Origin of the sequence: Pseudomonas sp. GM79 (assembly GCF_000282495.1) — a bacterium.
GTDB lineage: Bacteria > Pseudomonadota > Gammaproteobacteria > Pseudomonadales > Pseudomonadaceae > Aquipseudomonas.
In genome coordinates, this window is record NZ_AKJE01000021.1 from 71,411 (window position 1) to 94,371 (window position 22,961).

The 22,961-nt window shown below is 60.0% G+C and carries 25 protein-coding genes; 14 read left to right on the forward strand and 11 right to left on the reverse strand.

All coding sequences use genetic code 11. From position 1 onward, the window contains the following. Positions 1-12 precede the first annotated feature (12 nt). From PMI36_RS25805 to PMI36_RS25795, 3 genes are read left to right on the forward strand one after another with little or no spacing between them, the layout of a single operon-like run. Positions 13-825 carry an HDOD domain-containing protein gene (locus PMI36_RS25805; protein ID WP_162130618.1) on the forward strand — a complete coding sequence of 271 codons (813 nt, stop codon included), beginning with the start codon at positions 13-15 and terminating at the stop codon, positions 823-825. Positions 826-855: 30 nt separating this feature from the next. Beyond that, positions 856-1,668: a bifunctional DNA-formamidopyrimidine glycosylase/DNA-(apurinic or apyrimidinic site) lyase gene (gene mutM / locus PMI36_RS25800; protein ID WP_008068069.1), complete on the forward strand. Its 813-nt coding sequence runs from the start codon at positions 856-858 to the stop codon at positions 1,666-1,668. 54 nt (positions 1,669-1,722) lie between these two features. Then, positions 1,723-2,046, forward strand: a complete 324-nt coding sequence (locus PMI36_RS25795; RefSeq protein ID WP_008068070.1) for a hypothetical protein — start codon at positions 1,723-1,725, stop codon at positions 2,044-2,046. Between the two features lie 140 nt (positions 2,047-2,186). On the opposite strand, the gene PMI36_RS25790 is transcribed toward PMI36_RS25795, so the two are convergent. From PMI36_RS25790 to PMI36_RS25770, 5 genes are all read right to left on the reverse strand, one after another. Continuing rightward, on the reverse strand, positions 2,187-2,438 hold the full coding sequence (locus tag PMI36_RS25790) for a YfhL family 4Fe-4S dicluster ferredoxin (RefSeq protein ID WP_003195146.1): 252 nt from the start codon (positions 2,436-2,438) through the stop codon (positions 2,187-2,189). Between the two features lie 148 nt (positions 2,439-2,586). After that, positions 2,587-3,066, reverse strand: a complete 480-nt coding sequence (coaD, locus tag PMI36_RS25785; RefSeq protein WP_007897855.1) for a pantetheine-phosphate adenylyltransferase — start codon at positions 3,064-3,066, stop codon at positions 2,587-2,589. A gap of 115 nt (positions 3,067-3,181) precedes the next feature. Further along, complete coding sequence (locus tag PMI36_RS25780) at positions 3,182-4,777, reverse strand: GMC family oxidoreductase (protein ID WP_008068073.1); 1,596 nt, start codon at positions 4,775-4,777, stop codon at positions 3,182-3,184. A gap of 154 nt (positions 4,778-4,931) precedes the next feature. Further along, on the reverse strand, positions 4,932-5,477 hold the full coding sequence (locus PMI36_RS25775; protein WP_008068074.1) for a hypothetical protein: 546 nt from the start codon (positions 5,475-5,477) through the stop codon (positions 4,932-4,934). A 28-nt stretch (positions 5,478-5,505) separates the two neighbouring features. Then, positions 5,506-6,936, reverse strand: coding sequence for a coniferyl aldehyde dehydrogenase (locus PMI36_RS25770; RefSeq protein ID WP_008068076.1), 1,431 nt, complete (start codon positions 6,934-6,936; stop codon positions 5,506-5,508). A 146-nt stretch (positions 6,937-7,082) separates the two neighbouring features. Here PMI36_RS25770 and PMI36_RS25765 point away from each other — a divergent pair, with 146 nt between their 5' ends. After that, complete coding sequence (locus PMI36_RS25765) at positions 7,083-7,754, forward strand: TetR/AcrR family transcriptional regulator (protein ID WP_008068078.1); 672 nt, start codon at positions 7,083-7,085, stop codon at positions 7,752-7,754. Between the two features lie 44 nt (positions 7,755-7,798). Further along, on the forward strand, positions 7,799-8,653 hold the full coding sequence (locus tag PMI36_RS25760) for a sulfurtransferase (RefSeq protein WP_008068080.1): 855 nt from the start codon (positions 7,799-7,801) through the stop codon (positions 8,651-8,653). Positions 8,654-8,767: 114 nt separating this feature from the next. On the opposite strand, the gene PMI36_RS25755 is transcribed toward PMI36_RS25760, so the two are convergent. The 5 genes from PMI36_RS25755 to PMI36_RS25735 form a co-directional block, all read right to left on the reverse strand. Then, entirely contained in the window at positions 8,768-9,613 is an 846-nt protein-coding gene (locus PMI36_RS25755) for an AraC family transcriptional regulator (protein WP_008068081.1), read from the reverse strand. A 3-nt stretch (positions 9,614-9,616) separates the two neighbouring features. After that, positions 9,617-10,615 (reverse strand): hydrolase, encoded by a 999-nt coding sequence (locus PMI36_RS25750; RefSeq protein ID WP_008068083.1) that lies wholly within the window; start codon positions 10,613-10,615, stop codon positions 9,617-9,619. A gap of 74 nt (positions 10,616-10,689) precedes the next feature. Further along, a complete protein-coding gene (gene rsmD / locus PMI36_RS25745; protein ID WP_008068085.1) occupies positions 10,690-11,307 on the reverse strand; it encodes a 16S rRNA (guanine(966)-N(2))-methyltransferase RsmD in 618 nt (205 codons plus the stop codon). Then, positions 11,307-12,797 carry a M16 family metallopeptidase gene (locus tag PMI36_RS25740; RefSeq protein WP_008068087.1) on the reverse strand — a complete coding sequence of 497 codons (1,491 nt, stop codon included), beginning with the start codon at positions 12,795-12,797 and terminating at the stop codon, positions 11,307-11,309. The genes rsmD and PMI36_RS25740 overlap by 1 nt, the downstream gene beginning before the upstream one ends. Continuing rightward, on the reverse strand, positions 12,790-14,145 hold the full coding sequence (locus tag PMI36_RS25735; protein WP_008068089.1) for a M16 family metallopeptidase: 1,356 nt from the start codon (positions 14,143-14,145) through the stop codon (positions 12,790-12,792). The genes PMI36_RS25740 and PMI36_RS25735 overlap by 8 nt, the downstream gene beginning before the upstream one ends. Positions 14,146-14,489: 344 nt before the next feature. On the opposite strand from PMI36_RS25735, the gene ftsY reads away from it, so the two are divergent. The 4 genes from ftsY (at position 14,490) to rpoH (ending at position 18,647) form a co-directional block, all read left to right on the forward strand. Next, complete coding sequence (ftsY, locus tag PMI36_RS25730; RefSeq protein WP_008068091.1) at positions 14,490-15,986, forward strand: signal recognition particle-docking protein FtsY; 1,497 nt, start codon at positions 14,490-14,492, stop codon at positions 15,984-15,986. Further along, entirely contained in the window at positions 15,983-16,654 is a 672-nt protein-coding gene (ftsE, locus tag PMI36_RS25725) for a cell division ATP-binding protein FtsE (RefSeq protein ID WP_007897888.1), read from the forward strand. The genes ftsY and ftsE overlap by 4 nt, the downstream gene beginning before the upstream one ends. Continuing rightward, positions 16,651-17,679 carry a permease-like cell division protein FtsX gene (gene ftsX, locus PMI36_RS25720; RefSeq protein ID WP_008068094.1) on the forward strand — a complete coding sequence of 343 codons (1,029 nt, stop codon included), beginning with the start codon at positions 16,651-16,653 and terminating at the stop codon, positions 17,677-17,679. The genes ftsE and ftsX overlap by 4 nt, the downstream gene beginning before the upstream one ends. 113 nt (positions 17,680-17,792) lie before the next feature. Further along, positions 17,793-18,647, forward strand: a complete 855-nt coding sequence (gene rpoH / locus PMI36_RS25715; protein WP_008068095.1) for an RNA polymerase sigma factor RpoH — start codon at positions 17,793-17,795, stop codon at positions 18,645-18,647. Between the two features lie 180 nt (positions 18,648-18,827). Here rpoH and mtgA read toward each other — a convergent pair whose 3' ends face one another. Continuing rightward, positions 18,828-19,550, reverse strand: a complete 723-nt coding sequence (gene mtgA, locus PMI36_RS25710) for a monofunctional biosynthetic peptidoglycan transglycosylase (RefSeq protein WP_008068097.1) — start codon at positions 19,548-19,550, stop codon at positions 18,828-18,830. A 74-nt stretch (positions 19,551-19,624) separates the two neighbouring features. Here mtgA and PMI36_RS25705 point away from each other — a divergent pair, with 74 nt between their 5' ends. The 5 genes from PMI36_RS25705 (at position 19,625) to PMI36_RS25685 (ending at position 22,854) form a co-directional block, all read left to right on the forward strand. Next, a complete protein-coding gene (locus PMI36_RS25705) occupies positions 19,625-19,996 on the forward strand; it encodes a DUF423 domain-containing protein (RefSeq protein ID WP_008068099.1) in 372 nt (123 codons plus the stop codon). A gap of 90 nt (positions 19,997-20,086) precedes the next feature. Then, entirely contained in the window at positions 20,087-20,287 is a 201-nt protein-coding gene (gene thiS, locus PMI36_RS25700; RefSeq protein ID WP_007897898.1) for a sulfur carrier protein ThiS, read from the forward strand. A 60-nt stretch (positions 20,288-20,347) separates the two neighbouring features. Then, the gene (locus PMI36_RS25695) at positions 20,348-21,142 is read left to right on the forward strand and encodes a thiazole synthase (RefSeq protein WP_008068101.1); all 795 of its coding nucleotides are present in this window, start codon (positions 20,348-20,350) and stop codon (positions 21,140-21,142) included. A 9-nt stretch (positions 21,143-21,151) separates the two neighbouring features. Further along, positions 21,152-21,877, forward strand: a complete 726-nt coding sequence (gene trmB, locus PMI36_RS25690) for a tRNA (guanosine(46)-N7)-methyltransferase TrmB (protein ID WP_007897906.1) — start codon at positions 21,152-21,154, stop codon at positions 21,875-21,877. Between the two features lie 185 nt (positions 21,878-22,062). Next, positions 22,063-22,854, forward strand: a complete 792-nt coding sequence (locus PMI36_RS25685; RefSeq protein WP_008068103.1) for a hypothetical protein — start codon at positions 22,063-22,065, stop codon at positions 22,852-22,854. Positions 22,855-22,961: the final 107 nt, after the last annotated feature.

Genomic DNA, 22,961 nt, shown 5'->3' on the forward strand with positions numbered 1-22,961 from the left:
CAAGGCATCAGTGTGCCGCCCCAGCCGCAGATCATGGTGGATCTGCAGATGGAGCAGTACATGCCCGACCCGGACCTGGAAGTGATCGCGAAGCTGATCTCCCAGGACCCAGGCCTTTCCGGCGCCTTGCTGAAAATCGTCAATTCGCCGTACTACGGCTTGAGTAACAAGATCACCGCGATCCAGCGGGCAGTGAATCTGTTGGGCAGCCGCTCGATCATCAACCTGATCAATGCGCAGTCGATCAAGGGCGAGCTGAACGATGATGCCATCGTTACACTCAACCGTTTCTGGGATACGGCGCAGGACGTGGCGATGACGTGCCTGACCCTGGCCAAGCGTGTCGGTGTCCAGGCCGGTGATGAAGCCTATGCGCTGGGTCTGTTCCACGATTGCGGCATCCCGTTGATGATCAAGAAATTCCCCGACTACATGAAAGTGCTGGAACAGGCCTATGCCAATGCCAGTGCCGAGTGCCGGGTGGTGGATACCGAAAACAGGCAATACAACACCAACCACGCCGTGGTCGGGTATTACACCGCCAAGTCCTGGCGCCTGCCGGAACATGTCACCCAGGCCATTGCCAACCATCACAACGCCCTGGCCATTTTCAGCGATGAATCGGCTCGCAATACGCCGCTGAAAAATCTGCTGGCGATCCTGAAGATGGCCGAACACATTTGCGCCTCCTTCCGGGTACTGGGCAACCAGTCCGAAGACCACGAATGGAACAGTGTCGGGCCTCTTGTGCTCGATTACATCGGCCTATCGGAATACGATTTCGAAACCCAGAAACAAGAGATTCGCGACCTCGCCACGCGTTGAGTGTCGAACCTCGCCTGATTCGAGAGCCCCATGCCTGAACTGCCGGAAGTCGAAACCACCCGCCGCGGGATTGCACCGCACCTGGAGGGCCAGCGCGTCAGCCGGGTGATCGTGCGTGAGCGCCGTCTGCGCTGGCCGATCCCCGAAGACCTGGATGTGCGGCTGTCCGGTCAGCGCATCGTGCTGGTGGAACGGCGCGCCAAGTACCTGCTGATCAACGCCGAAGTCGGCACGCTGATCAGTCATTTGGGGATGTCGGGGAATCTGCGGCTGGTGGAAGTCGGCCTGCCGGCGGCCAAGCATGAGCATGTGGATATTGAACTGGAATCGGGCCTGGCCCTGCGCTACACCGACCCGCGACGGTTTGGCGCGATGCTCTGGAGCCTGGATCCGCTGAACCATGAACTGCTGATTCGCCTCGGGCCGGAGCCGTTGACCGATCTGTTTGACGGCGAACGTCTGTTCCAGCAATCCCGTGGGCGTTCCATGGCGGTCAAGCCGTTCATCATGGACAACGCGGTAGTGGTCGGCGTCGGCAATATCTACGCGACCGAAGCGTTGTTTGCCGCCGGCATCGACCCACGGCGCGAAGCCAAGAGCATTTCCCGGGCACGCTATTTGAAGCTGGCGATCGAGATCAAGCGCATCCTTGCCCTCGCCATCGAGCGCGGGGGCACCACATTGCGGGACTTTATCGGCGGCGACGGTCAACCGGGTTACTTCCAGCAGGAGCTGTTCGTGTACGGCCGTGGTGGTGAACACTGCAAGGTCTGTGGCACAGGGCTGCGGGAAGTCAAGCTTGGGCAGCGCGCCAGCGTCTTTTGTCCGCGCTGTCAGAGCTGATACCGGCTACGGTCTATAGTCAGTGTTCTCACTGCCTAGCCGAAGGACCGTGCCATGAATCCGTTTCGAACCCTTGTTGTTGCGCTGCTGCTGAGCGTCGGCGCGTCCGCGCTGGCGGCTGAGAACGGCAGCGGCGATCCGCGCTACACCATCCAGAACCCACCGGCCTACGCCATGCTTGGCGACTTGCTGATTGCTCGACCTTTGTTGGTGGCGGCGACGGTTATCGGTGCCGGGGCATTTGTGCTGTCGTTGCCGTTTACCGCCCTGGGCGGCGGCATTGGCGATGCGGGACAGGCGTTGGTGGTCGATCCGGCGAAAGCCGCATTTGTGCGGTGCCTGGGGTGTATCGGGGAGGGGTTTGAGCAGCGGGAGTGAGGCAGTAAGTATTCGGTGTTGCTGATGACGCCTTCGCGAGCAAGCCCGCTCCCACATGAAATTTGTGAACGACGCAGATTCAATGTGGGAGCGGGCTTGCTCGCGAAGAGGCCCGGGAAGACAACACAAAACGGTCTGGCTCAAGCCTTGCCGGTAATCTTGCGGTACTTCTCCATCAACTGTTCTTCAGTCTCCGGATGAGCCTCGTCCAGCGGGATGCAATCCACCGGGCAGACCTGCTGGCACTGCGGTTCGTCGTAGTGGCCGACACATTGTGTGCACAGGTTCGGGTCGATCACGTAGATCTCTTCGCCCTGGGAAATGGCGGCGTTCGGGCACTCGGGTTCGCAGACGTCGCAGTTGATGCAATCGTCGGTGATGATCAGGGACATGCTAACTCCAGCCAGGGCAGCAGGCCCGGGCGCAATAAATCAATGCGCACAATTGTGCCGCATTGGCGCCCGCAGTGCACGCGGGCGCGATCAAGTGCAGCGTTCGAAGATTGCGGTAGCCGTAAAAGATCGCAGCCTTCGGCAGCTCCTACTTTTTAAAGCGTAGGGTGAGGGCGTCGGCCACCGCCGGGTGGACGAACTTGGTGATATCGCCGCCCAAGGCTGCAATTTCGCGCACCAGCGTCGAGGAAATGAACGAATAACGCTCGGACGGCGTAAGAAACAGGCTTTCCACATCCGGTGCCAGTTGGCGGTTCATGTTGGCCAGCTGGAATTCGTATTCGAAGTCCGATACCGCGCGCAAACCACGCAGGAATACGTTGGCGTTCTTCTCTTTGGCGAAGTGCGCGAGCAGCGTCGAGAAACCGACGACTTCAACGTTCGGCAGATGTTTAGTGACCTCGCGGGCCAGCTCCACACGTTGTTCCAAGGGGAACAGCGGGTTTTTTTTCGGGCTGGCAGCGACGGCGATGATCACGTGATCGAACAGGCGCGAGGCGCGTTCGACCAGATCGCCATGGCCCTTGGTAATAGGGTCGAAGGTACCTGGGTACAACACTCGGTTCATCGCGTCGTCCTGGCGGGAGTCCGTTGGGGAGTCGGATGGTATCGCAGCCTTCCCGGTCGGCCAAGTCGCCTGTTGGGTAAGAAAGCACTATAGACGATGGGAATATTCCGCGTTTTCATGGGTTTTTCAAACGTTCGGCCAGCGAAGTCGCCAATTGTGCCGTCAGTCCGTAGACCGACAATTGGGGGTTTGCCCCAATGCTGGTGGGGAAAAGCGAGCCATCATGAATCGACAGATTGGCGAGTTGGTGATGTTGGCCGAGGCTATCGGTCACGGCATTTTTCGGGTCTTCACCCATGGCACAACCGCCCATCACATGGGCACTGCCCAGGCGAGTCCGATACAACTCAAGGCTCAGATCATCAATCAGCGTGCGCGCTTGAGCGAGGGTTTTCACGTAACGAGCGTCGGCGTGCATCGGCATCACGGCGTTGGCGCCACCGGCGAACTGGATCTCGGCCATGCTGTGGAAAGCCCGGCGCAACCCGTCCCAGGCGTAGGGTGAAACCTGATAGTCGAGCACCGGTGTGCCGTCACCGCGCAATTCAACACTGCCGCCAGGGCTGTCCGGGTGAAAACCATCCCGCAGCAACGCCAGCATGGCGTGGGTGTGCGGCAGGTTTTCCATATGCCGGGCGCTTTGCGTGCCAAAACCACCGAGTAACGTGCTGGCCAGCGCCGGATGCAGCGGTGGAACTTCAAGTTTGTAGGACATCTTGCCAGTGGTGCCATCTTGCCACTGGAAATGGTCGGAATAGATCGATTGCGGCGCGCCGTAGAACGGGTTGATCACCTCATCAAACAGCCCGGCGGACATGTTTACCAGGTGCAGGAATGTCCGTTTACCCAGCCGCTCATGTGGATCCGGCGCCTCTGAGCGCAACAGCAGCGCCGGGCTGTTGATCCCGCCGCCGGCCAGTACGTAATGCCGCGCCTTGACCGTAATCGTGCGTCCGGTGGGCGCAACGCAACGCTCATCCATCGCCACACATTGCAGCCCCGTAACCCTGCCGTCTTTGAGCGACAGTTTTTCTGCCCGGGCCAGATAGAGCAGCTCGCCGCCTTTTTCCAGGGTCGCCGGGATGGTCGTGACCAGCATCGATTGCTTGGCATTGGTCGGGCAACCCATGCCGCAATAGCCGATGTTCCAGCAGCCGCGCACGTTGCGCGGAATCACATGCCAGGCGTAGCCGAGTTTTTCGCAGCCCTTGCGGATGACGTCGTTGTTGGCGTTGGGTGGCACCCTCCATGGCGCGACACCCAGGCGTTGTTCCATTTTCTCGAACCAGGGCGCCATCTCGGCCGGCGTGTGGCCTTTGACGTCGTGCTCTTTGGCCCAGTGTTCCAGCGTCGGGTCCGGGGTGCGAAAGCTTGAGGTCCAGTTGATCAGCGTGGTGCCGCCCACCGCCCGCCCCTGGAGGATGGTAATTGCGCCGTCCTTGCTCATGCGCCCGATGCCTTCCTGATAGAGGCTGGTGTAGGCCTGGTCTTCGAGCATCTTGAAGTCGCTGCTGGTCTTGAGCGGGCCTTCTTCGATCAGCAATACCTTGTAGCCGGCGGTGCTGAGGGTTTCGGCGGTGGTCCCGCCGCCGGCACCGCTGCCGATGATTGCCACGTCCGCTTCGAGGGTCAGGTCCTGGGTCAGTCGGGCGCCGTTGTAGGTTTTCCAGCCACGGGCCAGGCCTTCGCGGAACGGATCGGGTACGGGCATGTTCGGGTTCTCTTATTATTTTGGATTCTGTGGTGAGGCGGCTGACGCCTTCGCGAGCAAGCCCGCTCCCACAGGGTTTGAGTCGTTCACAAAGGGGTGGTCTACCTCAAACCCTGTGGGAGCGTGGCTTGCCCGCGATAGGGTCGACTCGGTCTCAAACCGTGGGCGGCCCGGGATACCCGCAATGTGCCCACGACTCCGCCCGGCTGTACCACGCCATCATCACCATTTGCAGCAACGAGCTGTGGCCCATGCGCAGCAGGCTCAACGAGCTGTTTTCCCAACGGTCGAGAAAGTGCCGGATCTGTTCGCTGCTGGCGTTTTCCCAGCTGCCCCAGATCCCGGTCAGTGGCCCGCGAGTCACGGCCATCCCCAATACATCGAACAATTGCCAGGTCAGTTTGAGCATTTCCGGCGACAGGTGATTCAGGCCGTTATCCAGGCAGTGCAAGGTCTCGGCGACGGCGGCCGGCATTTTTTCGATGGTCACGGCACCGTCGAGCATCACCGGAATCACTGCCCGCAGAAACAGCAGGTCGCCGCTGCGCAGAATCGCGAACCCACTGGCTGGGTTGCTCGACGAGCAGCCGCTGAGGCTCGCGCCTAATCCGGCCGTGGCTAGAAAAGCGCTGGCGCCGAGGCTGAATTTAAGCAGGCCGCGCCGTGACAGCGCGGGTGTATCGGACAGGCTTGGGCTCATTATTGTTATTACCCGGCGGTGATGATCGTTAGCGGATAAACAGCTTCTGGATCAGTTTCTGAATGGATTTACCGTACGGCGGATAGATCAGTTTCGCCGCATTGAAGCGCTGTTTGATCAGCACGCCTTTGGCCTTGCTGAAGGTCAGGAAGCCCTCGTGGCCGTGGTAGTGGCCCATGCCCGAAGCACCGATGCCGCCAAACGGCATGTCGTCCTGAGCAACGTGCAGCAAGGTGTCATTGAGGCAAACACCGCCGGAATGGGTTTCGTGGAGGACGCGGTTTTGCTCGCGCTTGTCGTAGCCGAAGTAATACAGCGCCAGCGGGCGAGGGCGTTGGTTGATGTAGGCAAACGCTTCATCGAGATCCTTGTACGGCACGATTGGCAGCAACGGGCCGAAGATTTCGTCCTGCATCACTGTCATGTCGTCGCTGACATTGAGCAACAGGCTATGGCTCATGCGCCGGCCCTGGCCCTGATCGAACAGCGGAATCAGCAGCGCGCCCTTGCTGGTGGCGTCGCTGAGGTAGCCATTGAGCCGCGCCAATTGCCGGTCGTTGATGATGGCGGTGTAGTCCGGGTTGTCGGCCAGCGTCGGATAAAACCCGCGAACCGCCTGGCGATAGGCTTCGACGAAAGAGCCGACGCGGTCTTCCGGCACCAGCACGTAGTCCGGGGCGACACAGGTTTGCCCGGCGTTGAGGGTCTTGCCGAAAGCGATGCGTTCGGCGGCATCCTCGAGCGGCACATCGCGGGAAACGATGGCCGGGGACTTGCCGCCCAGTTCGAGGGTCACCGGCGTCAGGTTCTCGGCCGCCGCGCGCATCACGTGTTTGCCGACGCTGGTGGCGCCGGTGAACAATAAATGATCAAAACGCAGCCGCGAGAACGCCACACCGATATCGGCCTCACCCAGCACCACGCAGACCAGGTCCTGGGGAAAAATTCGACCCAGCAATTCCTTGAGCAGCAAACCGGTGGCGGGGGTCGATTCGCTGAGTTTGAGCATCACCCGGTTGCCTGCCGATAACGCACCCACCAGCGGCCCGATGGCCAGGTAAAGCGGGTAGTTCCACGGCACGATCACTCCGACCACGCCCAACGGCTGATAAACCACTTTGGCCGACGCTGGTTGAAAGGCGAGGCCGACTTTGCGTCGCGAGGCTTTCATCCAGTCTTTGAGGTGCCGGCTGGCGTAGTGAATGCCGTGCAGGCTGGGCATCAGTTCGGCGAGCAGGGTTTCATCGGCGCTGCGGTGGCTGAAATCCTGGCTGATCGCATTGATCAGGGCCTGGCGCTCATTGCTCAGTAGGTCCTTCAACGCCTTTAGCCATTGCTGGCGCTGAGCTGCGGGTGGCATCGGGTTGGCGGCATACGCCGCGCGTTGAGCATCGAACAGGGTTTGGAGTTCGTCCAGAGGCTGCTGCAGGTTCTTCAGGTAGGCAATGTCTGCAGGCATGGTCGGCTCCGGATTTATTGTAATGAGGGACTTTCTAGAGTCTATGCTCTAGAAAGTCAAATGGCACTCTGGCACAGCTTTGTTTTATCCATGCGCGGATAGGTCGTAAGATGCCCCTCATCGCACTCTGAATTAAAGCTCAAGCCATGGCCCCTCGGATCAAAACCAGCGAGCGCATCGTGCAGAACAGCCTGGAGCTGTTCAATCAACAGGGCGAGCGCAGTATCAGCACCAACCACATTGCTGCCCACATGGAAATTTCCCCGGGCAACCTGTACTACCACTTCCCCAACAAGCAGGCGATCATCGCCGTGTTGTTCAGTGAGTACGAAAACCTGGTGGACAGCTTCCTGCGCCCGCCCCAGGGCCGCGCAGCGACAGTCGAAGACAAGCGCTTCTACCTCAAGGAACTGCTCGCCGCCATGTGGCAATACCGCTTCCTGCATCGCGACCTCGAGCATTTGCTCGATAGCGATCCTGAGCTGGCTGCCCGTTACCGGCGTTTTTCCCAGCGCTGCCTGATCCAGGGCACACACATCTACGCGGGTTTCGTCGAGGCCGGCATTCTGTGCATGGACAAGGTTCAGATCGAATCCCTGACCCTCAATGCCTGGATCATTCTCACCTCGTGGGTGCGTTTTCTGTGCACTACGCGGGAAAATTCCAACCATCTGAGCGAACAGGCCATCAAACGAGGCGTGTATCAGGTGCTGGTGCTGGAGGCCGGTTTTGTCACGGATCAATCTCGCGATGCGGTGAATGCACTGTTCGAAGAGTTTTATGTGCCGCTGGCCCAGGCGCTGGAAGAAGTGGGATAAAGAGTGCAGTAGGATTCGAGACAGAAAAATCACAGGAGCCCGTTATGCCCATTGCGCAACTGATCAGCCCGCAAGCGTTGGACCTGAAAAAGGAGACGCCGGGGCTGGTGATTCTGGATTGTCGTTTTGCCCTCGAAGACCCTGATTACGGGCAACGCAGCTACGCCGAAGGGCATATTGCCGGATCGAGCTTTGCCGATCTTGAGCGTGATTTGAGCGGGGCAGTGGTCAAGGGGGTTACCGGGCGTCATCCATTGCCTGAACCCGCCGACTTGATCGAACGCTTGCAAACCTGGGGCATCAACGCCGACAGCGAAGTGGTTTTGTACGATGACGGTCCCGGCGCCTACGCGGCACGGGCCTGGTGGTTGCTGGCGTGGCTGGGCAAGCGCGATGGCGTGTTCATTCTCGATGGCGGGCTGAAAGCCTGGCACGCCGCCGGATTGCCCCTGAGTCTTGATCCGCCGTCGATTGCCCGTGGCACCTTCACCGGGACGCCGGATGCTTCGTTGGTGCTCAGCGCCCAACAGCTCCAGCAACGTCTCGGCCAGCCCGCGTTGACCTTGCTCGACGCCCGCGGCTTGCCGCGTTTCAAGGGTGAAGTAGAGCCGATCGATCCGATTGCCGGGCACATCCCCGGCGCACAATGTGCCGCGTTCACCGATAACCTGGGCAGCGACGGGCGGTTCCTGCCGGCCGAACAGCTCAAGCAGCGGTTTGCCGCGAAGCTCGGTGATCGTTCACCGACAGAGCTGGTCGCGTATTGCGGTTCCGGCGTGACCGCCTGCCACAACCTGTTCGCCCTGTGCCTGGCGGGTTATCCGTTGGGAGCGTTGTATGCCGGGTCGTGGAGCGAGTGGATCAACGATCCTGCGCGAGGCGTCGCCAAGGGCGAATAATCCCCAATCCATTGTGGGAGCGGGCTTGCTCGCGAAGGCGGTGTAACAGACGACATTAATGTTGACTGACCCACTGCCTTCGCGAGCAAGCCCGCTCCCACATTTGGATTTTCGTCATCCATCATAACCAGGCAGCTGCCGCGCGCTGCGATACGCCCCCGGTCCCACGCCGTAAACCTGTTTGAATTGCCGACTCAGATGGCTCTGGTCGGCAAAACCCAGTTGCGTCGCGACTTCCAGCGGCAGGCAGCCGCGTTGTAACAACGCCCGTGCCCGAGCGATGCGCTGCTGCATCAACCAGGTGTGTGGCGGCATGCCGGTGGCTCTGCGAAACACTCGGGCGAAGTGGAAGGGCGACAGGTTCACCGCCGCCGCCAGTTCTTCCAGCGAGGGCGGCGCCGCCAAGCGTGATTGCAGCAGTTCCTTGGCCAGGGTCACCGCCCGGTGTTCCTTGCCAGGTTTGCTGGCGGTCGGGACGGCTGCGTGACGTTGCAACAGCGACAGCATCATTTCCCGCCAGGCCGTTTGCTGCTGCAGCGCCGTGGACGGACTCTCCAGCAAACAATGCAGTTGGCAGAATCCCTTCACCAGATCCGGATCGCGATACAACGTGGCGCCAAACGCCGGCAAGGTATCAGTCGGCAGTTCGAGCTCATCCAGCAGTGAAAGAATCTGCCCGCTGTCGGGATAAAACGCCCGGTATAACCAACCGTCTTCCGTACCCTTGTGGCCGGTGTGCAGTTCATCCGGATTGATCAGCACCAGCGTGCCGCTACCCGCCAGATGCTCGGCACCTCGATAGCGATAACGCTGGGCGCCGGCCATGATCATGCCGATCACATAGCCGTCATGCACATGGGGAGCGAAGCGGTGTTCGATGTAGCGTGCGGATAACAGCTCGACCCCGGCCAACGGCGCCGTTTGCCAGAAGTGAATCGACTCGCCCTGATCCAGCCCCATGGTTTACTTGCGCCCTGTGGTGGCGAGCCATTGGGGAATGCGCCTTTCCAGGTAGTAACCCGGTTGCCGGAACGAGCCCTCGACGAAGCCGACATGCCCACCCTTGGCCTGCAATTCGAATTGAGTGCTGGCGGACAATTCGTCGGCATGCGGCAGGCTATGAGGAAAGACAAACGGGTCATCGGCTGCCTGGATAATCAGGGTCGGTGTGCGAATCTCCCCAAGGAAATAACGACTCGAAGCGCGGCGATAGTAATCCGCGGCATCGGCGAAACCATTCAGCGGCGCGGTGACCCGGCCATCGAAATCCCAGAAGGTGCGCATGTTCTCCAGCGAGCCCAGCGCCGCCAATGCCGCCAAGCCATCCTGATGCCCTTCATGCTGGAACCTGCGCTGCTTGTTCTTGATGTAGGCGACCATCTCCCGCATGAAATGCGCTTGATAGAACTTGGAAAAACCCTGGCTGATACGATCGGCGCACTGATCGAGCCGAAACGGCACCGACACCGCCACCGCGCCAAGTACGCCGCTGTTGCTGCCGGTTTCGCCCAGGTGCTTGAGCAACACATTGCCGCCCATGGAATAACCGACCGCATACAGCGGTGCGAGAGGGCGCTGGGTTCGCAGGTGCTTGATGGTTTCGGCCAGGTCTTCGCTGGCCCCGGAATGGTAACTGCGCGGCAACAGATTGGGTTCGCCGGAACAGCCTCGCCAGTTCAGCGCGACGCTGGCCCAACCCTGGGCGCCCAGCGCCTTCTGCACACCGGCCACGTAAGGTGAATTCGATGAGCCGGTCAGGCCGTGCAGCACCAGCACCAGTGGCACATTCGCGCTGTGGGGGCCATGCCAGTCCAGGTCAAGGAAGTCGCCGTCTTCGAGCCATAAGCGTTCGCGCTCGCGGTCCAGGTGTGTGGTTTTGCGCCATAGCGGTCCCCACAAGGTTTGTAAGTGCGGATTGCCCAGGCCGTAGGCGGGGGTGAAGCGTTCTGGCAGATGGGACACGATTGCTCTCGATGCAGCGGTGCTTACCCGCAGCGTTAACTGACTGAGCTTCGCACCGTTTTTTACAGGCCGGACTAACCGGCGATCCCTGCCATACGTTGCCACAACGCGTAGTACACTCGTCCGGATTTTTGCTCCCGATGCAGGCGCCAATTTTCTGGCAAACCCAATATCGACGGTGCCGTTTCGCTTTCAGTGTAGACCCACGCATCGTCACTCAGCCAATGACGCTCTTCGAGCAAAGTGCAAACGGCCGGCAACAGATTCTGATTGAACGGCGGGTCGAGAAACACCAGATCGAATGCCATGGCCGGTTGGGTTTCCAGATAGCGCAAGGCGTCGGCAGTCTGTACCTGACCGGTCGTGCAGCGCAGGGTGCCCAGATGTTCCTTGATGCTCGCTACCGCGATGTTGCTGGCATCCAGCGCCTGACCCATTGCTGCGCCACGGGACAAAGCTTCCAGAAACAGCGCACCGCTGCCGGCAAACGGATCAAGTACCTTGGCCCCTGCGACATAAGGCGCGAGCCAGTTGAACAGGGTTTCACGGACTCGGTCCGGCGTTGGACGCAAGCCTGGCGCATCGGGGAAGCTCAGCTTTCGGCTGCCCCATTCACCGCCGATGATGCGCAGTTGATTCACACCGTTATGCACGTTGTGAACAGGTTTTTTAGGACGCGATGGACGGGCCATTAGTGCTCCGGAACCCCGAGCGGTTGCTCGGCAGGTTTGTCAGTAGGGGCCGGCAACGGCTTTTGTGGCACGGTCGGGCCAGCGCTGACGATGACCAGTTTGTCCGTGCTCAGGTGTTTGTTCAATGCGGTTTTGACTTGCTCGACGGTCAGGCTCTGGGACTGCTGCATGAAGTCTTCCAGGTAGCTCAGCGGCAAGTTGTAAAAACCCATGGCGCCGAGCTGCCCGACGATATCGGCGTTGCTGGCGGTGGACAGCGGGAAGCTGCCGGCCAGTTCACGCTTGGCATCGTCGAGTTCTTTCTCGGTGGGGCCGGTTTTAAGGTAGTCGGCGAGCACATCCTGCACCAGTTTCAGCGTGCCTTCGCTCATCTCGGCGCGGGTTTGCAGGTTGATCATGAACGGCCCGCGAGCCTGCATCGGACTGAAACCCGAATACACGCCATAGGCCAGGCCGCGCTTCTCGCGCACTTCGCTCATCAACCGGGTGCCGAAGCCACCGCCGCCAAGGATCTGATTGCCCAGCGACAGCGCTGCGTAATCCGGATCGTCACGATCGATGCCCAGTTGCGCGATCATCAGGTTGGTTTGCTTGGACGGAAACTCGATGTGGCCGATGCTGGACTTGGGGTCGGTCGGTTGTTCGATTTTCGCCAGGGCCGGCCCTTTGGGCAGATCGGCGGACACTTGTGCGGCAACCGCCTCGGCCTCGGCGCGCGACAAGTCGCCCACCAGTGCAATCACCACGTTGCCAGCAGCGTAGGCTTTCTGATGGAAGGCCCGCAACTGCGCCAGGGTAATCGGTGGAATGCTTTTCGCCGTGCCATCGCTGGAGTGCGCGTACGGGTGATCGCCATACAAGCGGTTCATCAGCTCCAGGCTGGCGAGTTTGCCGGGGTTCTGTTTCTGGTATTCGAAGCCGGCCAGCATCTGGTTCTTGATGCGTGTAAAGGAATCGGCGGGGAGGGTCGGTTTGCCGACCACTTCAGCAAACAGCTTCAAGGCAGGCTCGCGTTTATCCGCGGCACTGAGGCTGCGCAGCGAGGCAATCGCCATGTCTTTATAGGCGCCGTTACCGAAATCGGCCCCCAGGCCTTCGAAGCCCTGGGCGATAGCGCTGACATCCTTGCCGGCCACACCTTCATTGAGCATGGCATTGGTCAGCAGTGCCAGGCCGGGAGCATCGCCGTCCTGGCTGCTGCCGGCAGCGAAGATCAGGCGCATGTCGAACATCGGCAGCTCACGGGCTTCGACGAACATTACCTTGGCGCCTTCGGCGGTGTTCCAGGTTTGCACGTTCAGCGAGCGATGGCTTGGGGCCTTGCCGTCGAGTTCTGCCAACGATTGCAGTTTCTGGCTGGCCTTGGCTTTGTCGAGGGCTTCGCTGGCGCTGGTTTTGTCAGACTTGGAGAAATAGAAGACGCCAGACCCGAGCAATGCAATGACGATCAGGCCGATCAGGGCCAGGCGCGGTTTTTTACGCTCACTCATGAGTCGTCTCCTGTGGCAGTACATGGGCGACGCTGAGACGTGCGCGAGTGAAATACAGCTTGGCGGCCTTCTGGATGTCTTGCGGGGTCACGCTTTCCAGTTCGGCGAGTTCGGTGTCCATCAGTTTCCAGGACAGCCCGACAGTTTCCAGTTGGCCAATGGCGGTGGCCTGGCTGGTAATCGAGTCACGCTCGTAGACCAGGCCGGCAATGACCTGCGCTCGTACGCGCTCCAGCTCTTCAGTGGAGGGCGCGGTGGTTTTCAGCTGTTCAAGCAGTTTCCACAGGCCGGCTTCCGCCTGGGCCATGGTTTTCTTCTTCTGGGTGTTCGGCGTGGCCGACAAAGTGAACAGACTGTCGCCACGGGTGTAGGCGTCGTAGCTCGACGAACCGCCGGACACCAGTTCTTCGCCGCGTTCCAGTTGCGTCGGGATCCGGCCGCTGTAGCCGCCATCGAGCAGTGCGGAAATCAGGCGCAGAGCGTTCACCGAGCGCTTGTCTTCGGCGGTAGCGATGCTCGGCACGTTGAAGGCCAGCATCAGGCTCGGCAATTGGGTCTGCACGTGCAGGGTGATCTTCCGTTCGCCGGGCTCGGCCAGTTCCAGCGGGATTTTCGCGGGTGGCACATCACGCTTGGCGATCGGGCCGAAGTAACGCTGGGCCAGGGTTTTGACTTCGTCCGGGGTCACGTCACCGACGACCACCAGGGTGGCGTTGTTCGGCACATACCAGGATTGATACCAGTGGCGCAGTTCTTCGACCTTCATGCGGTCGAGGTCCGCCATCCAGCCGATGGTCGGCGTGTGATAGCCGCTGGCGGGGTAGGCGATGGCCATGAAGCGTTCGTAGGCCTTGGACATCGGCTTGTCGTCGGTGCGCAGGCGACGTTCTTCCTTGATCACCTCGATCTCGCGGGTGAATTCGTCGGCTGGCAGGCGCAGATTGGCCATGCGGTCCGCTTCCAGCTCGAAGGCCACGCCCAGACGATCACGGGCCAGCACCTGGTAATACGCGGTGAAGTCGTCGCTGGTGAAGGCGTTCTCTTCGGCACCGAGGTCGCGCAGGATCAGCGACGCTTCGCCGGGGCCGACTTTCTCGCTGCCCTTGAACATCATGTGTTCCAGCGCATGGGACAGCCCGGTCTGGCCCGGGGTCTCATAGCTTGAGCCGACCTTGTACCAGACCTGGGAAACGACGACCGGCGCACGATGGTCTTCGCGCACAACAACCTTCAGACCGTTGTCGAGGGTGAATTCGTGGGTGGGTTGTGGATCGGCAGCCAGGGCCGAGAGGGGCAGACAAACTGTGCTGAACAGCAGGCCTGCAGCGCGGCGGGCTAGAGCATTCATTCGTTTTTAAACCTGTTGGGCTGCCCGCTTGGTCTTAGCCTAGGCGGGCGAGGAGGTGCTAGGATACTGATCCGTTTTACTGGCGGCCACGCCTATCAGGCCTTTACGTTTGATCAGGTTGTATGGGTTTACGGCAGAAGGCTGGGGTTTATCGACTAAACTCTGCTTTTTCGCCGATTTTGCCGCTTCAGTCCTTCGTGAAATCGTTTTTTGCAAGGTGCCGTTTGCACCTCGACAAAATGTTGCGCGTGAACAAGCTGGATGAATCGCAGTCTGTTCTGCATCGAATTATTTATTGCCGAGGCGCCCTTTGGCGCGTCGCTACCGTGAGATAGCCGTCCTCCATGTTTGGTTCCAACGACGACAAGAAGACCCCAGCTGCGGCTGGCGAGAAGAAAAGCCTGTTCGGATGGCTGCGCAAAAAGCCGCAGGAACCCGTTGTCGAACAGCCACAACCACTTCCTGAGCCAACACCTGCGCCGGTTGCCCTGCCAATCGCCGAGCCGGTGCTGCAATCCGCGGCCGAGCCTGCGCCTGAAACCGAAGTCGTGGCCCCATTGCCGCTGACGCCAGCCGCCGAGCCATGGCTGACGTTGCCGGTGGCGGAAGAGCCGGTGGCGTTGGTCGAAGATGAACAAGCAGCTCACATCACGCCGCCGATTCCGGCCCCGACTGCGTTTGCTCCTGAACCGGTTCGCGCGCCGGTGGTTGAACCGGTCGTTGAACCTGTGTTCGTGGCCGAGCCTGCGCTGGTTGCTCCAGAACCTGTAGCGCCTGCATTTGTTGCTCCCGCTCCGGTTGCTCCGATTGTTCAAGCGCCTGCACCTGCACCGGTTATCGCTCCTGTCGCCACCACGCCCATCGCTCCCGTCGAAACACCGGTCGAGCCTGTGCGTACCGAGGAGACCAAAGCCGGTTTCTTCGCCCGTCTCAAACAAGGCTTGTCCAAGACCAGCGCCAGCATTGGCGAGGGCATGGCCAGCCTGTTCCTCGGCAAGAAAATCATCGATGACGAGTTGCTCGAAGACATCGAGACCCGTCTGCTGACCGCCGATGTCGGCGTCGAAGCGACGTCGGTGATCATTCAGCGCCTGACCCAGAAAGTCGCCCGCAAAGAGCTGGCCGATGCCGACGCGTTGTACAAATCCCTGCAAGCCGAGCTGGCAGCGATGCTCAAGCCCGTCGAACAGCCGCTGAAAATCACCTCACAGAACAAGCCATTCGTGATTCTGGTGGTGGGCGTCAACGGCGCCGGCAAGACCACCACCATCGGCAAACTGGCGAAGAAACTGCAGCTGGAAGGCAAGAAAGTCATGCTCGCCGCCGGTGATACTTTCCGTGCCGCCGCAGTCGAGCAATTGCAGGTCTGGGGCGAGCGCAACAAGATCCCGGTGATCGCCCAGCACACCGGCGCCGACTCGGCTTCGGTCATCTTCGATGCCGTGCAGGCCGCCAAGGCCCGTGGTATTGATGTGCTGATCGCCGACACCGCCGGTCGTTTGCACACCAAAGACAATCTGATGGAAGAACTGAAAAAAGTTCGCCGGGTGATCGGCAAGCTTGATGCCGACGCGCCCCATGAGGTGCTGCTGGTGCTTGACGCCGGTACCGGCCAGAACGCCATCAACCAGGCCAAGCAATTCAATCAGACCGTCGAGCTGACCGGTCTGGCGCTGACCAAACTCGATGGCACCGCCAAGGGCGGGGTGATTTTCGCCCTGGCCAAGCAGTTTGGCTTGCCGATTCGCTATATCGGCGTCGGCGAAGGCATCGACGATTTGCGTACTTTTGAAGCAGAACCCTTTGTCCAGGCATTGTTTGCCGAGCGGGAGCGTTCATGATTCGTTTCGAACAGGTCGGTAAACGCTACCCGAATGGCCACGTCGGCTTGCATGAGCTGAGCTTTCGAGTCCGTCGGGGCGAATTCTTGTTTGTTACCGGCCATTCTGGCGCCGGTAAAAGCACCTTGTTGCGCCTGCTGCTGGCGATGGAGCGTCCGACCACCGGCAAATTGCTGCTGGCAGGGCAAGACCTGAGCACCATCAGCAATGCGCAGATTCCATTCCTGCGCCGGCAAATCGGCGTGGTGTTTCAGAATCACCAGCTGCTGTTCGATCGCACGGTGTTCAACAACGTCGCGTTGCCGCTGCAGATCCTTGGTCTGTCGAAGGCCGAAGTCGCCAAGCGCGTGGACTCGGCCCTGGAGCGCGTGGCGCTCTCGGACAAAACCGATCTCTACCCCGGCGACCTGTCCACCGGCCAGCAACAGCGGGTCGGCATCGCTCGCGCCATCGTTCACCGTCCGGCCTTGCTGCTGGCGGACGAACCGACCGGTAACCTCGACCCGCGTCTGGCGGCAGAAATCATGGGTGTGTTCGAAGACATCAACCGTCTGGGCACCAGCGTGCTGATCGCCAGTCACGACCTGGCACTGATTGCCCGCATGCGTCACCGCATGCTCACCCTGCAGCGTGGCCGATTGATCGGCGACGGGGAGGCTGGCGTATGAGTGCAACACGTAGCCCCAAGGTTTCCGAGCGCGTGGCCCCGAAGGCTGCCGATCCGCAACCGCAGTCGCAGAAGAAAAAGCGCGACGATGACGATGGCCCGGACTTCCCTACGCTGTTCCGCGCCTGGATCGAAAGCCATCGCGCCAGTCTGCTGGACAGCTTGCGCCGCTTGGGCAAACACCCGATCGGCAGCTTTTTCACCTGCATGGTGATGGCAGTTGCCCTGAGTTTGCCGATGGGCCTGTCACTTTTGCTAAGTAACGTCGAGCGTCTCGGCGGTTCCTGGCAGCGTGCGGCGCAGATATCCCTGTACCTGCAACTCGATGCCAGCCCTGAACAGGGCGAGTCGTTGCGTGAGCAGATCAAGGGCATGCCGGGCGTGGCCGAAGCCGAATACGTGGGGCGCGATCAGGCGCTGGAAGAGTTCCAGCAGCAGTCCGGGCTGGGCGAAGCGCTCAAGGAACTCCCGGAAAACCCGCTGCCGGGCGTGGTCCTGGTGACACCGAACGAGGTCGACAAGCCCGCGCTTGAAGCATTGAGACAAAAACTTTCCGAATTGCCGAAGGTACAACAGGCGCAACTTGATCTAGTCTGGGTCGAGCGTCTGGCAGCCATCCTCAAGCTGGGCGACCGATTTGTCTTCGGTCTGACCGTGCTTCTGGTTTCTGCATTACTTTTGGTGATAGGCAATACCATTCGTCTTCATATTGAAAACCGCCGCACAGAGATAGAAGTGATTAAACTCGTCGGCGGCACTGACAGCTATGTGCGCAGGCCCTTTCTGTACATGGGTGCACTTTATGGCTTTGGTGCGGGGATTCTTTCCTGGGGTGTATTGGCGTTCGGCCTGAACTGGCTGAACGACGCGGTGGTTGGACTGGCCGGTTTGTACGGCAGTGATTTTGCGCTGGCCGGAGTGCCAGTTGCCGACGGTCTATCGCTCTTGCTTGGCGCGGTGCTGTTGGGGTATATCGGTGCATGGATTGCAGTCGCACGCCACCTGCGGGAGCTTGCGCCAAAGTAATATCATTTTGCTCGTATTGACCTTTCAGCGTTTATGGGAACTTGTCTTTTGGTTTCCGGTCAATTTTCGCAGTGCTGAACTGCACGAGTTATGTAAGTCGGAGGTTTTTTCGTATGACCAATTCTTTGCAGCCTGCATATGCTCTGGTCCCGGGTGCGAACCTGGAGGCCTATGTGCACACGGTGAACAGCATTCCATTGCTGACACCGGAGCAGGAGCGTGAACTGGCCGAGAGTCTCTATTATGAGCAGGATTTGGGGGCGGCTCGGCAGATGGTGCTCGCCCACCTGCGTTTTGTCGTACACATTGCCCGTAGCTATTCCGGCTACGGCCTGGCCCAGGCTGACCTGATCCAGGAAGGCAACGTCGGCCTGATGAAAGCGGTCAAGCGTTTCAACCCGGAAATGGGCGTACGCCTGGTGTCCTTTGCGGTGCACTGGATCAAGGCGGAAATCCACGAGTTCATCCTGCGCAACTGGCGGATCGTGAAAGTCGCGACCACCAAGGCCCAGCGCAAGCTGTTCTTCAACCTGCGCAGCCAGAAGAAACGTCTGGCCTGGCTGAACAACGAGGAAGTCCATCGCGTGGCGGAAAGCCTCGGCGTAGAGCCGCGGGAAGTGCGCGAGATGGAAAGTCGCCTGACCGGCCATGACATGGCTTTCGACCCGGCCGCGGAAGCGGACGACGACAGTGCATTCCAGGCGCCGGCCAACTACCTGGAAGACCACCGGTACGATCCGGCCCGTCAACTGGAAGACGCCGACTGGAGCGACAACTCCAACCACAACCTGCACGAAGCGCTTGAAGTGCTGGACGACCGCAGCCGCGACATCCTCTACCAGCGCTGGCTGGCAGAAGAAAAAGCCACGCTGCACGACCTGGCGCAGAAGTACAACGTGTCGGCCGAGCGTATTCGTCAGCTCGAGAAGAGCGCGATGAACAAGCTCAAGTTGTCGATCGCCGCCTAACCGCAGCTCAGGCAATAAAAAACGCCCCGATCATTGATCGGGGCGTTTTTGTTTGTGCACTACACCACAAAACCAATGTGGGAGCGGGCTTGCTCGCGAATGCGGTACATCAGTCAACATTAAAGCTGAATGACACACCGCATTCGCGAGCAAGCCCGCTCCCACAGGGGATCTTCAGTGTTACTGGGACCAAGGTGCCCGGCGCGAATCGTTGAGCCCGAGCAGATAGCTATCCCCGCCCAACTGACTCATCTGCTGGCGAATCCACCCGGCCCGTCGTGCAACGTAAGAGGTTGGATGACTGGCGCTCCACACCCGCGGGTTTGGCAGTACCGCAGCCAGCAAACTTGCCTGCTGTCGGGATATCGAGCGAGCGCCTACACCAAAGTGATGCCGAGCCGCCGCTTCGGCGCCAAACACGCCTTCATCCCACTCGACGCTGTTGAGGTACACCTCAAGAATCCGCTGCTTGGGCCAGAGCACCTCGATCAGCCCGGTAAACCAGGCCTCCAGGCCTTTGCGCAGCCAGCTGCGGCCAGACCACAGAAACAGGTTCTTCGACACTTGCTGGCTCAGAGTGCTGGCACCACGAATCGAGCCGCCGCGCTCGTTATGCGCAAACGCTGCCTGAATTGCGCCGAAATCGAAGCCCCAATGCTCGGGAAACTTCTGGTCTTCACCGGCAATCACCGCGACTTTCAGGTCATCGGAAATTTCATCCCAGGGCTTCCAGGTGCGTTGCAGGTCGATGGGTTCGCCGTCGAACCAGGATTCGATCTTGCGCTCGACCATCAACGCGGTCCCCGGTGGCGGTACCACTCGAAAGATCAGCACCAGCAATACGCTGCCAGCCGCGAACCAGAGCAGGGCCTTTGTGAAACGACGGAAAATTAACTGCAGCATAGAGATGGCTTGGCCGAACCCGTTGAGCCGGCCATTATACAGACCCTGTTGATCGAGTCTGACCGGAGTTCTTCATGTTGCGTGGCTTCCTGATGCTGGCTGCTTTTTTCGGCTTCACCGGTGTTGCCTTGGGCGCATTCGCCGCCCATGGCCTGAAAAGCCGCCTGAGCGCCGAGTACCTGGCGATTTTCCATACGGGCGTCACCTATCAACTGGTGCATACCCTGGCGTTGCTGGGTGTAGCGCTGGTGGCCACGCAGATTCCCGGTCGACTGATCACCTGGGCCGGCGCATCCTTTGCTATCGGCATTCTGTTGTTTTCCGGCAGCCTGTACCTGCTGACGATGACGGGCATCAGCAAGCTCGGGATCGTGACGCCCTTCGGTGGCCTGGCGTTCCTGGTTGGCTGGGTTTGCCTGGGGCTTGCCGCCTGGCGGTTGAGCTGACCACGCGGTCCATTTCGTGACGAATGGCTTGGGTCGGCCTGACTGATCGGGCTAGAATGCCAGCCCCTAAAAATGATGGCGGCATTCGGTATGCGCATTCAATTGAACGGCGAATCCCTTGAACTGCCCGACGGTGAAACCGTTGCGGCCCTGCTGACCCGTCTGGAACTGACCGGACGCCGGGTGGCGGTCGAGCTCAATCTGGATATCGTCCCGCGCAGCCAGCACGCAGAAACCACGCTGAACGACGGCGATTCCGTCGAGGTGGTACACGCCATCGGCGGCGGCTAGTCGCCCGGCCCTGATGGGCACAGAATTCTGCAAGAACCTCACCCCTACAGAGGATTTCCCATGAGCATCGTTCGTAGCGACAAGCCTTTCGTCCTGGCCGGTCGTACTTACCAGTCGCGTTTGCTGGTAGGTACTGGCAAGTACCGCGACATGGAAGAAACCCGCCTGGCCATCGAAGCCTCGGGTGCCGAGATCGTCACCTTCGCCGTGCGCCGCACCAACCTCGGCCAGAACCCGGGCGAACCGAACCTGCTCGAAGTCCTGTCGCCGGATCGCTACACCTTCCTGCCTAACACCGCCGGCTGCTTCGACGCTACCGAGGCTGTACGCACCTGCCGCCTGGCCCGTGAGCTGCTCGGCGGCCACAACCTGGTGAAGCTGGAAGTGCTGGCGGACCAGAAAACCCTGTTTCCTAACGTGATCGAAACCCTCAAGGCTGCCGAAGTGCTGGTCAAGGAAGGTTTCGACGTGATGGTTTACACCAGTGATGACCCGATCATTGCCCGTCAACTGGCGGAAATCGGCGTTATCGCGGTGATGCCGCTGGCCGGTCTGATCGGCACGGGCCTGGGGATCTGCAACCCGTACAACCTGCAGATCATCCTCGAAGAAGCGAAAATTCCGGTGCTGGTGGATGCCGGTGTCGGTACTGCCTCCGACGCCACCATCGCAATGGAACTGGGCTGCGAAGCGGTGCTGATGAACTCGGCCATCGCCCATGCCCAGCAGCCGATCATGATGGCTGAAGCCATGAAACACGCCATCGTTGCAGGTCGCTTGGCCTACCTCGCCGGCCGCATGCCGAAAAAACTCTATGCCAGCGCCTCCTCGCCGCTGGATGGTCTGATCAAGTAAGAGCCATTGATGACTGAATCAAACGACACGCCAATCCAGACGGAAGAAGGCGACGAGCGCCAACACCGCCGCATCAAGAGTTTCGTGATGCGCGCCGGGCGCATGACCGAAGGCCAGCAACGTGGCCTGGACCAAGGTACGCCGCTGTTCGTACTGCCTTTGGCCGATGCGCCGGTGGATTTCGATCAGGTGTTCGGTCGCTCAGCGCCGCGCTCGCTGGAAATCGGCTTCGGCATGGGCCATTCGCTGCTGGAAATGGCCGCGGCCTCGCCGGAGCAGGATTTCATTGGTGTTGAGGTTCACCGTCCAGGTGTCGGCGCGCTGCTCAATGGCGTGCTGACCCAGGGCCTGACCAACCTGCGCGTCTACGATTGCGATGCGATCGAAGTGCTCAACCGTTGCATCGCCGACAACAGCCTCGATCGCCTGATGCTGTTTTTCCCGGACCCGTGGCACAAGAGCCGTCACCACAAGCGTCGTATCGTTCAGGCGTCGTTCGCCGAGCTGGTGCGCAGCAAGTTGAAGGTCGGCGGTGTGTTGCACATGGCCACCGACTGGGAACCATACGCCGAGTACATGCTGGAAGTGATGAACGTCGCGCCGGGCTATCGCAACCTCGCCGAAGACGGCAAATGCGTCCCACGCCCGACCGAACGCCCGATCACCAAGTTCGAACGCCGCGGCGAACGTCTTGGGCATGGCGTGTGGGATCTGAAGTTCGAAAAACAGTCCTAAGCCCTACGCAATACCAAATGTGGGAGCGGGCTTGCTCGCGAAAGCGGTAGATCATTCAACATTGATGTTGACTGATACGACGCCTTCGCGAGCAAGCCCGCTCCCACATTTGTTTTGTGTGGTGTTCAAGATCAGCGTTTGTCCGCCGAAAGCTCTACGTCCCCACTTGTAAAGGAAGACAGGTTTTGAAAGTCATCTTCGCCGGCATGTTGTTTTTGAGTCTGCTGTTTTCTGCAGCTTGCGAGCGTGTTGTCACTCCCGATGAATACTTTGCGCGCGCTCAGACAGTGGCGGCGAAAATGCAGCGTGAGGCCGATGAGAGGGTCAGGCTGGAAGCCGCCGGGGAGTCTGCTTTCAACTATACCCCGGAGCAGTTGCGTAACACAGAAGGTGATCTTGAAGCGCTCGTAGCCAGTCTGAAGCAGGCGTCTGATGGCGGACACACCCTTGCAACGTACTTGCTGGCTAATCTGCAGGACAATCCGATGTTCTCCGAGCGAACGCGCAAAGAGACGTGCGGCCTTTACCAAAAGGCGATGGATCAAGGTTTGCTGGCGGCGGCGGTTGGCTATTACCACTTGTGCGACAAGGCATACGAAAGGTTTGAGCTGCACAACGCGGATCACCTGAAACTCTTGCAGTCGCTGGAACAGTTGCTGCAGAAGCCCGACGCCCATCGTGAGGCTTATCCGTTAGCGGCAAAGCATTCCCTCTGTTTTCTGGACGAAGGGGAGCCCTTGCCGCAGCAGGGCGTTCTGGCGGCCATGCGGGCCCGCGCTGTCGCATTGGTCCTGACAGAGGACCAATATCGGGCCGAGGCCAACTACATTCTGGCGCTGACGCGCGTAAACAAGAACGACCGGCCTGACAGCCAGAATATTGCCTATCTGGATGAAGCTGAAGCGCTGGGCTGCAATGACTTCCATGGACTGAGCGCCATGATGCGCAATGCAGTCAAGACCGCCGACAAACAATAGCGGGTATTCGCAATACAAAATGTGGGAGCGGGCTTGCTCGCGAAAGCGGTAGATCATTCAACATTGATGTTGACTGATACGACGCCTTCGCGAGCAAGCCCGCTCCC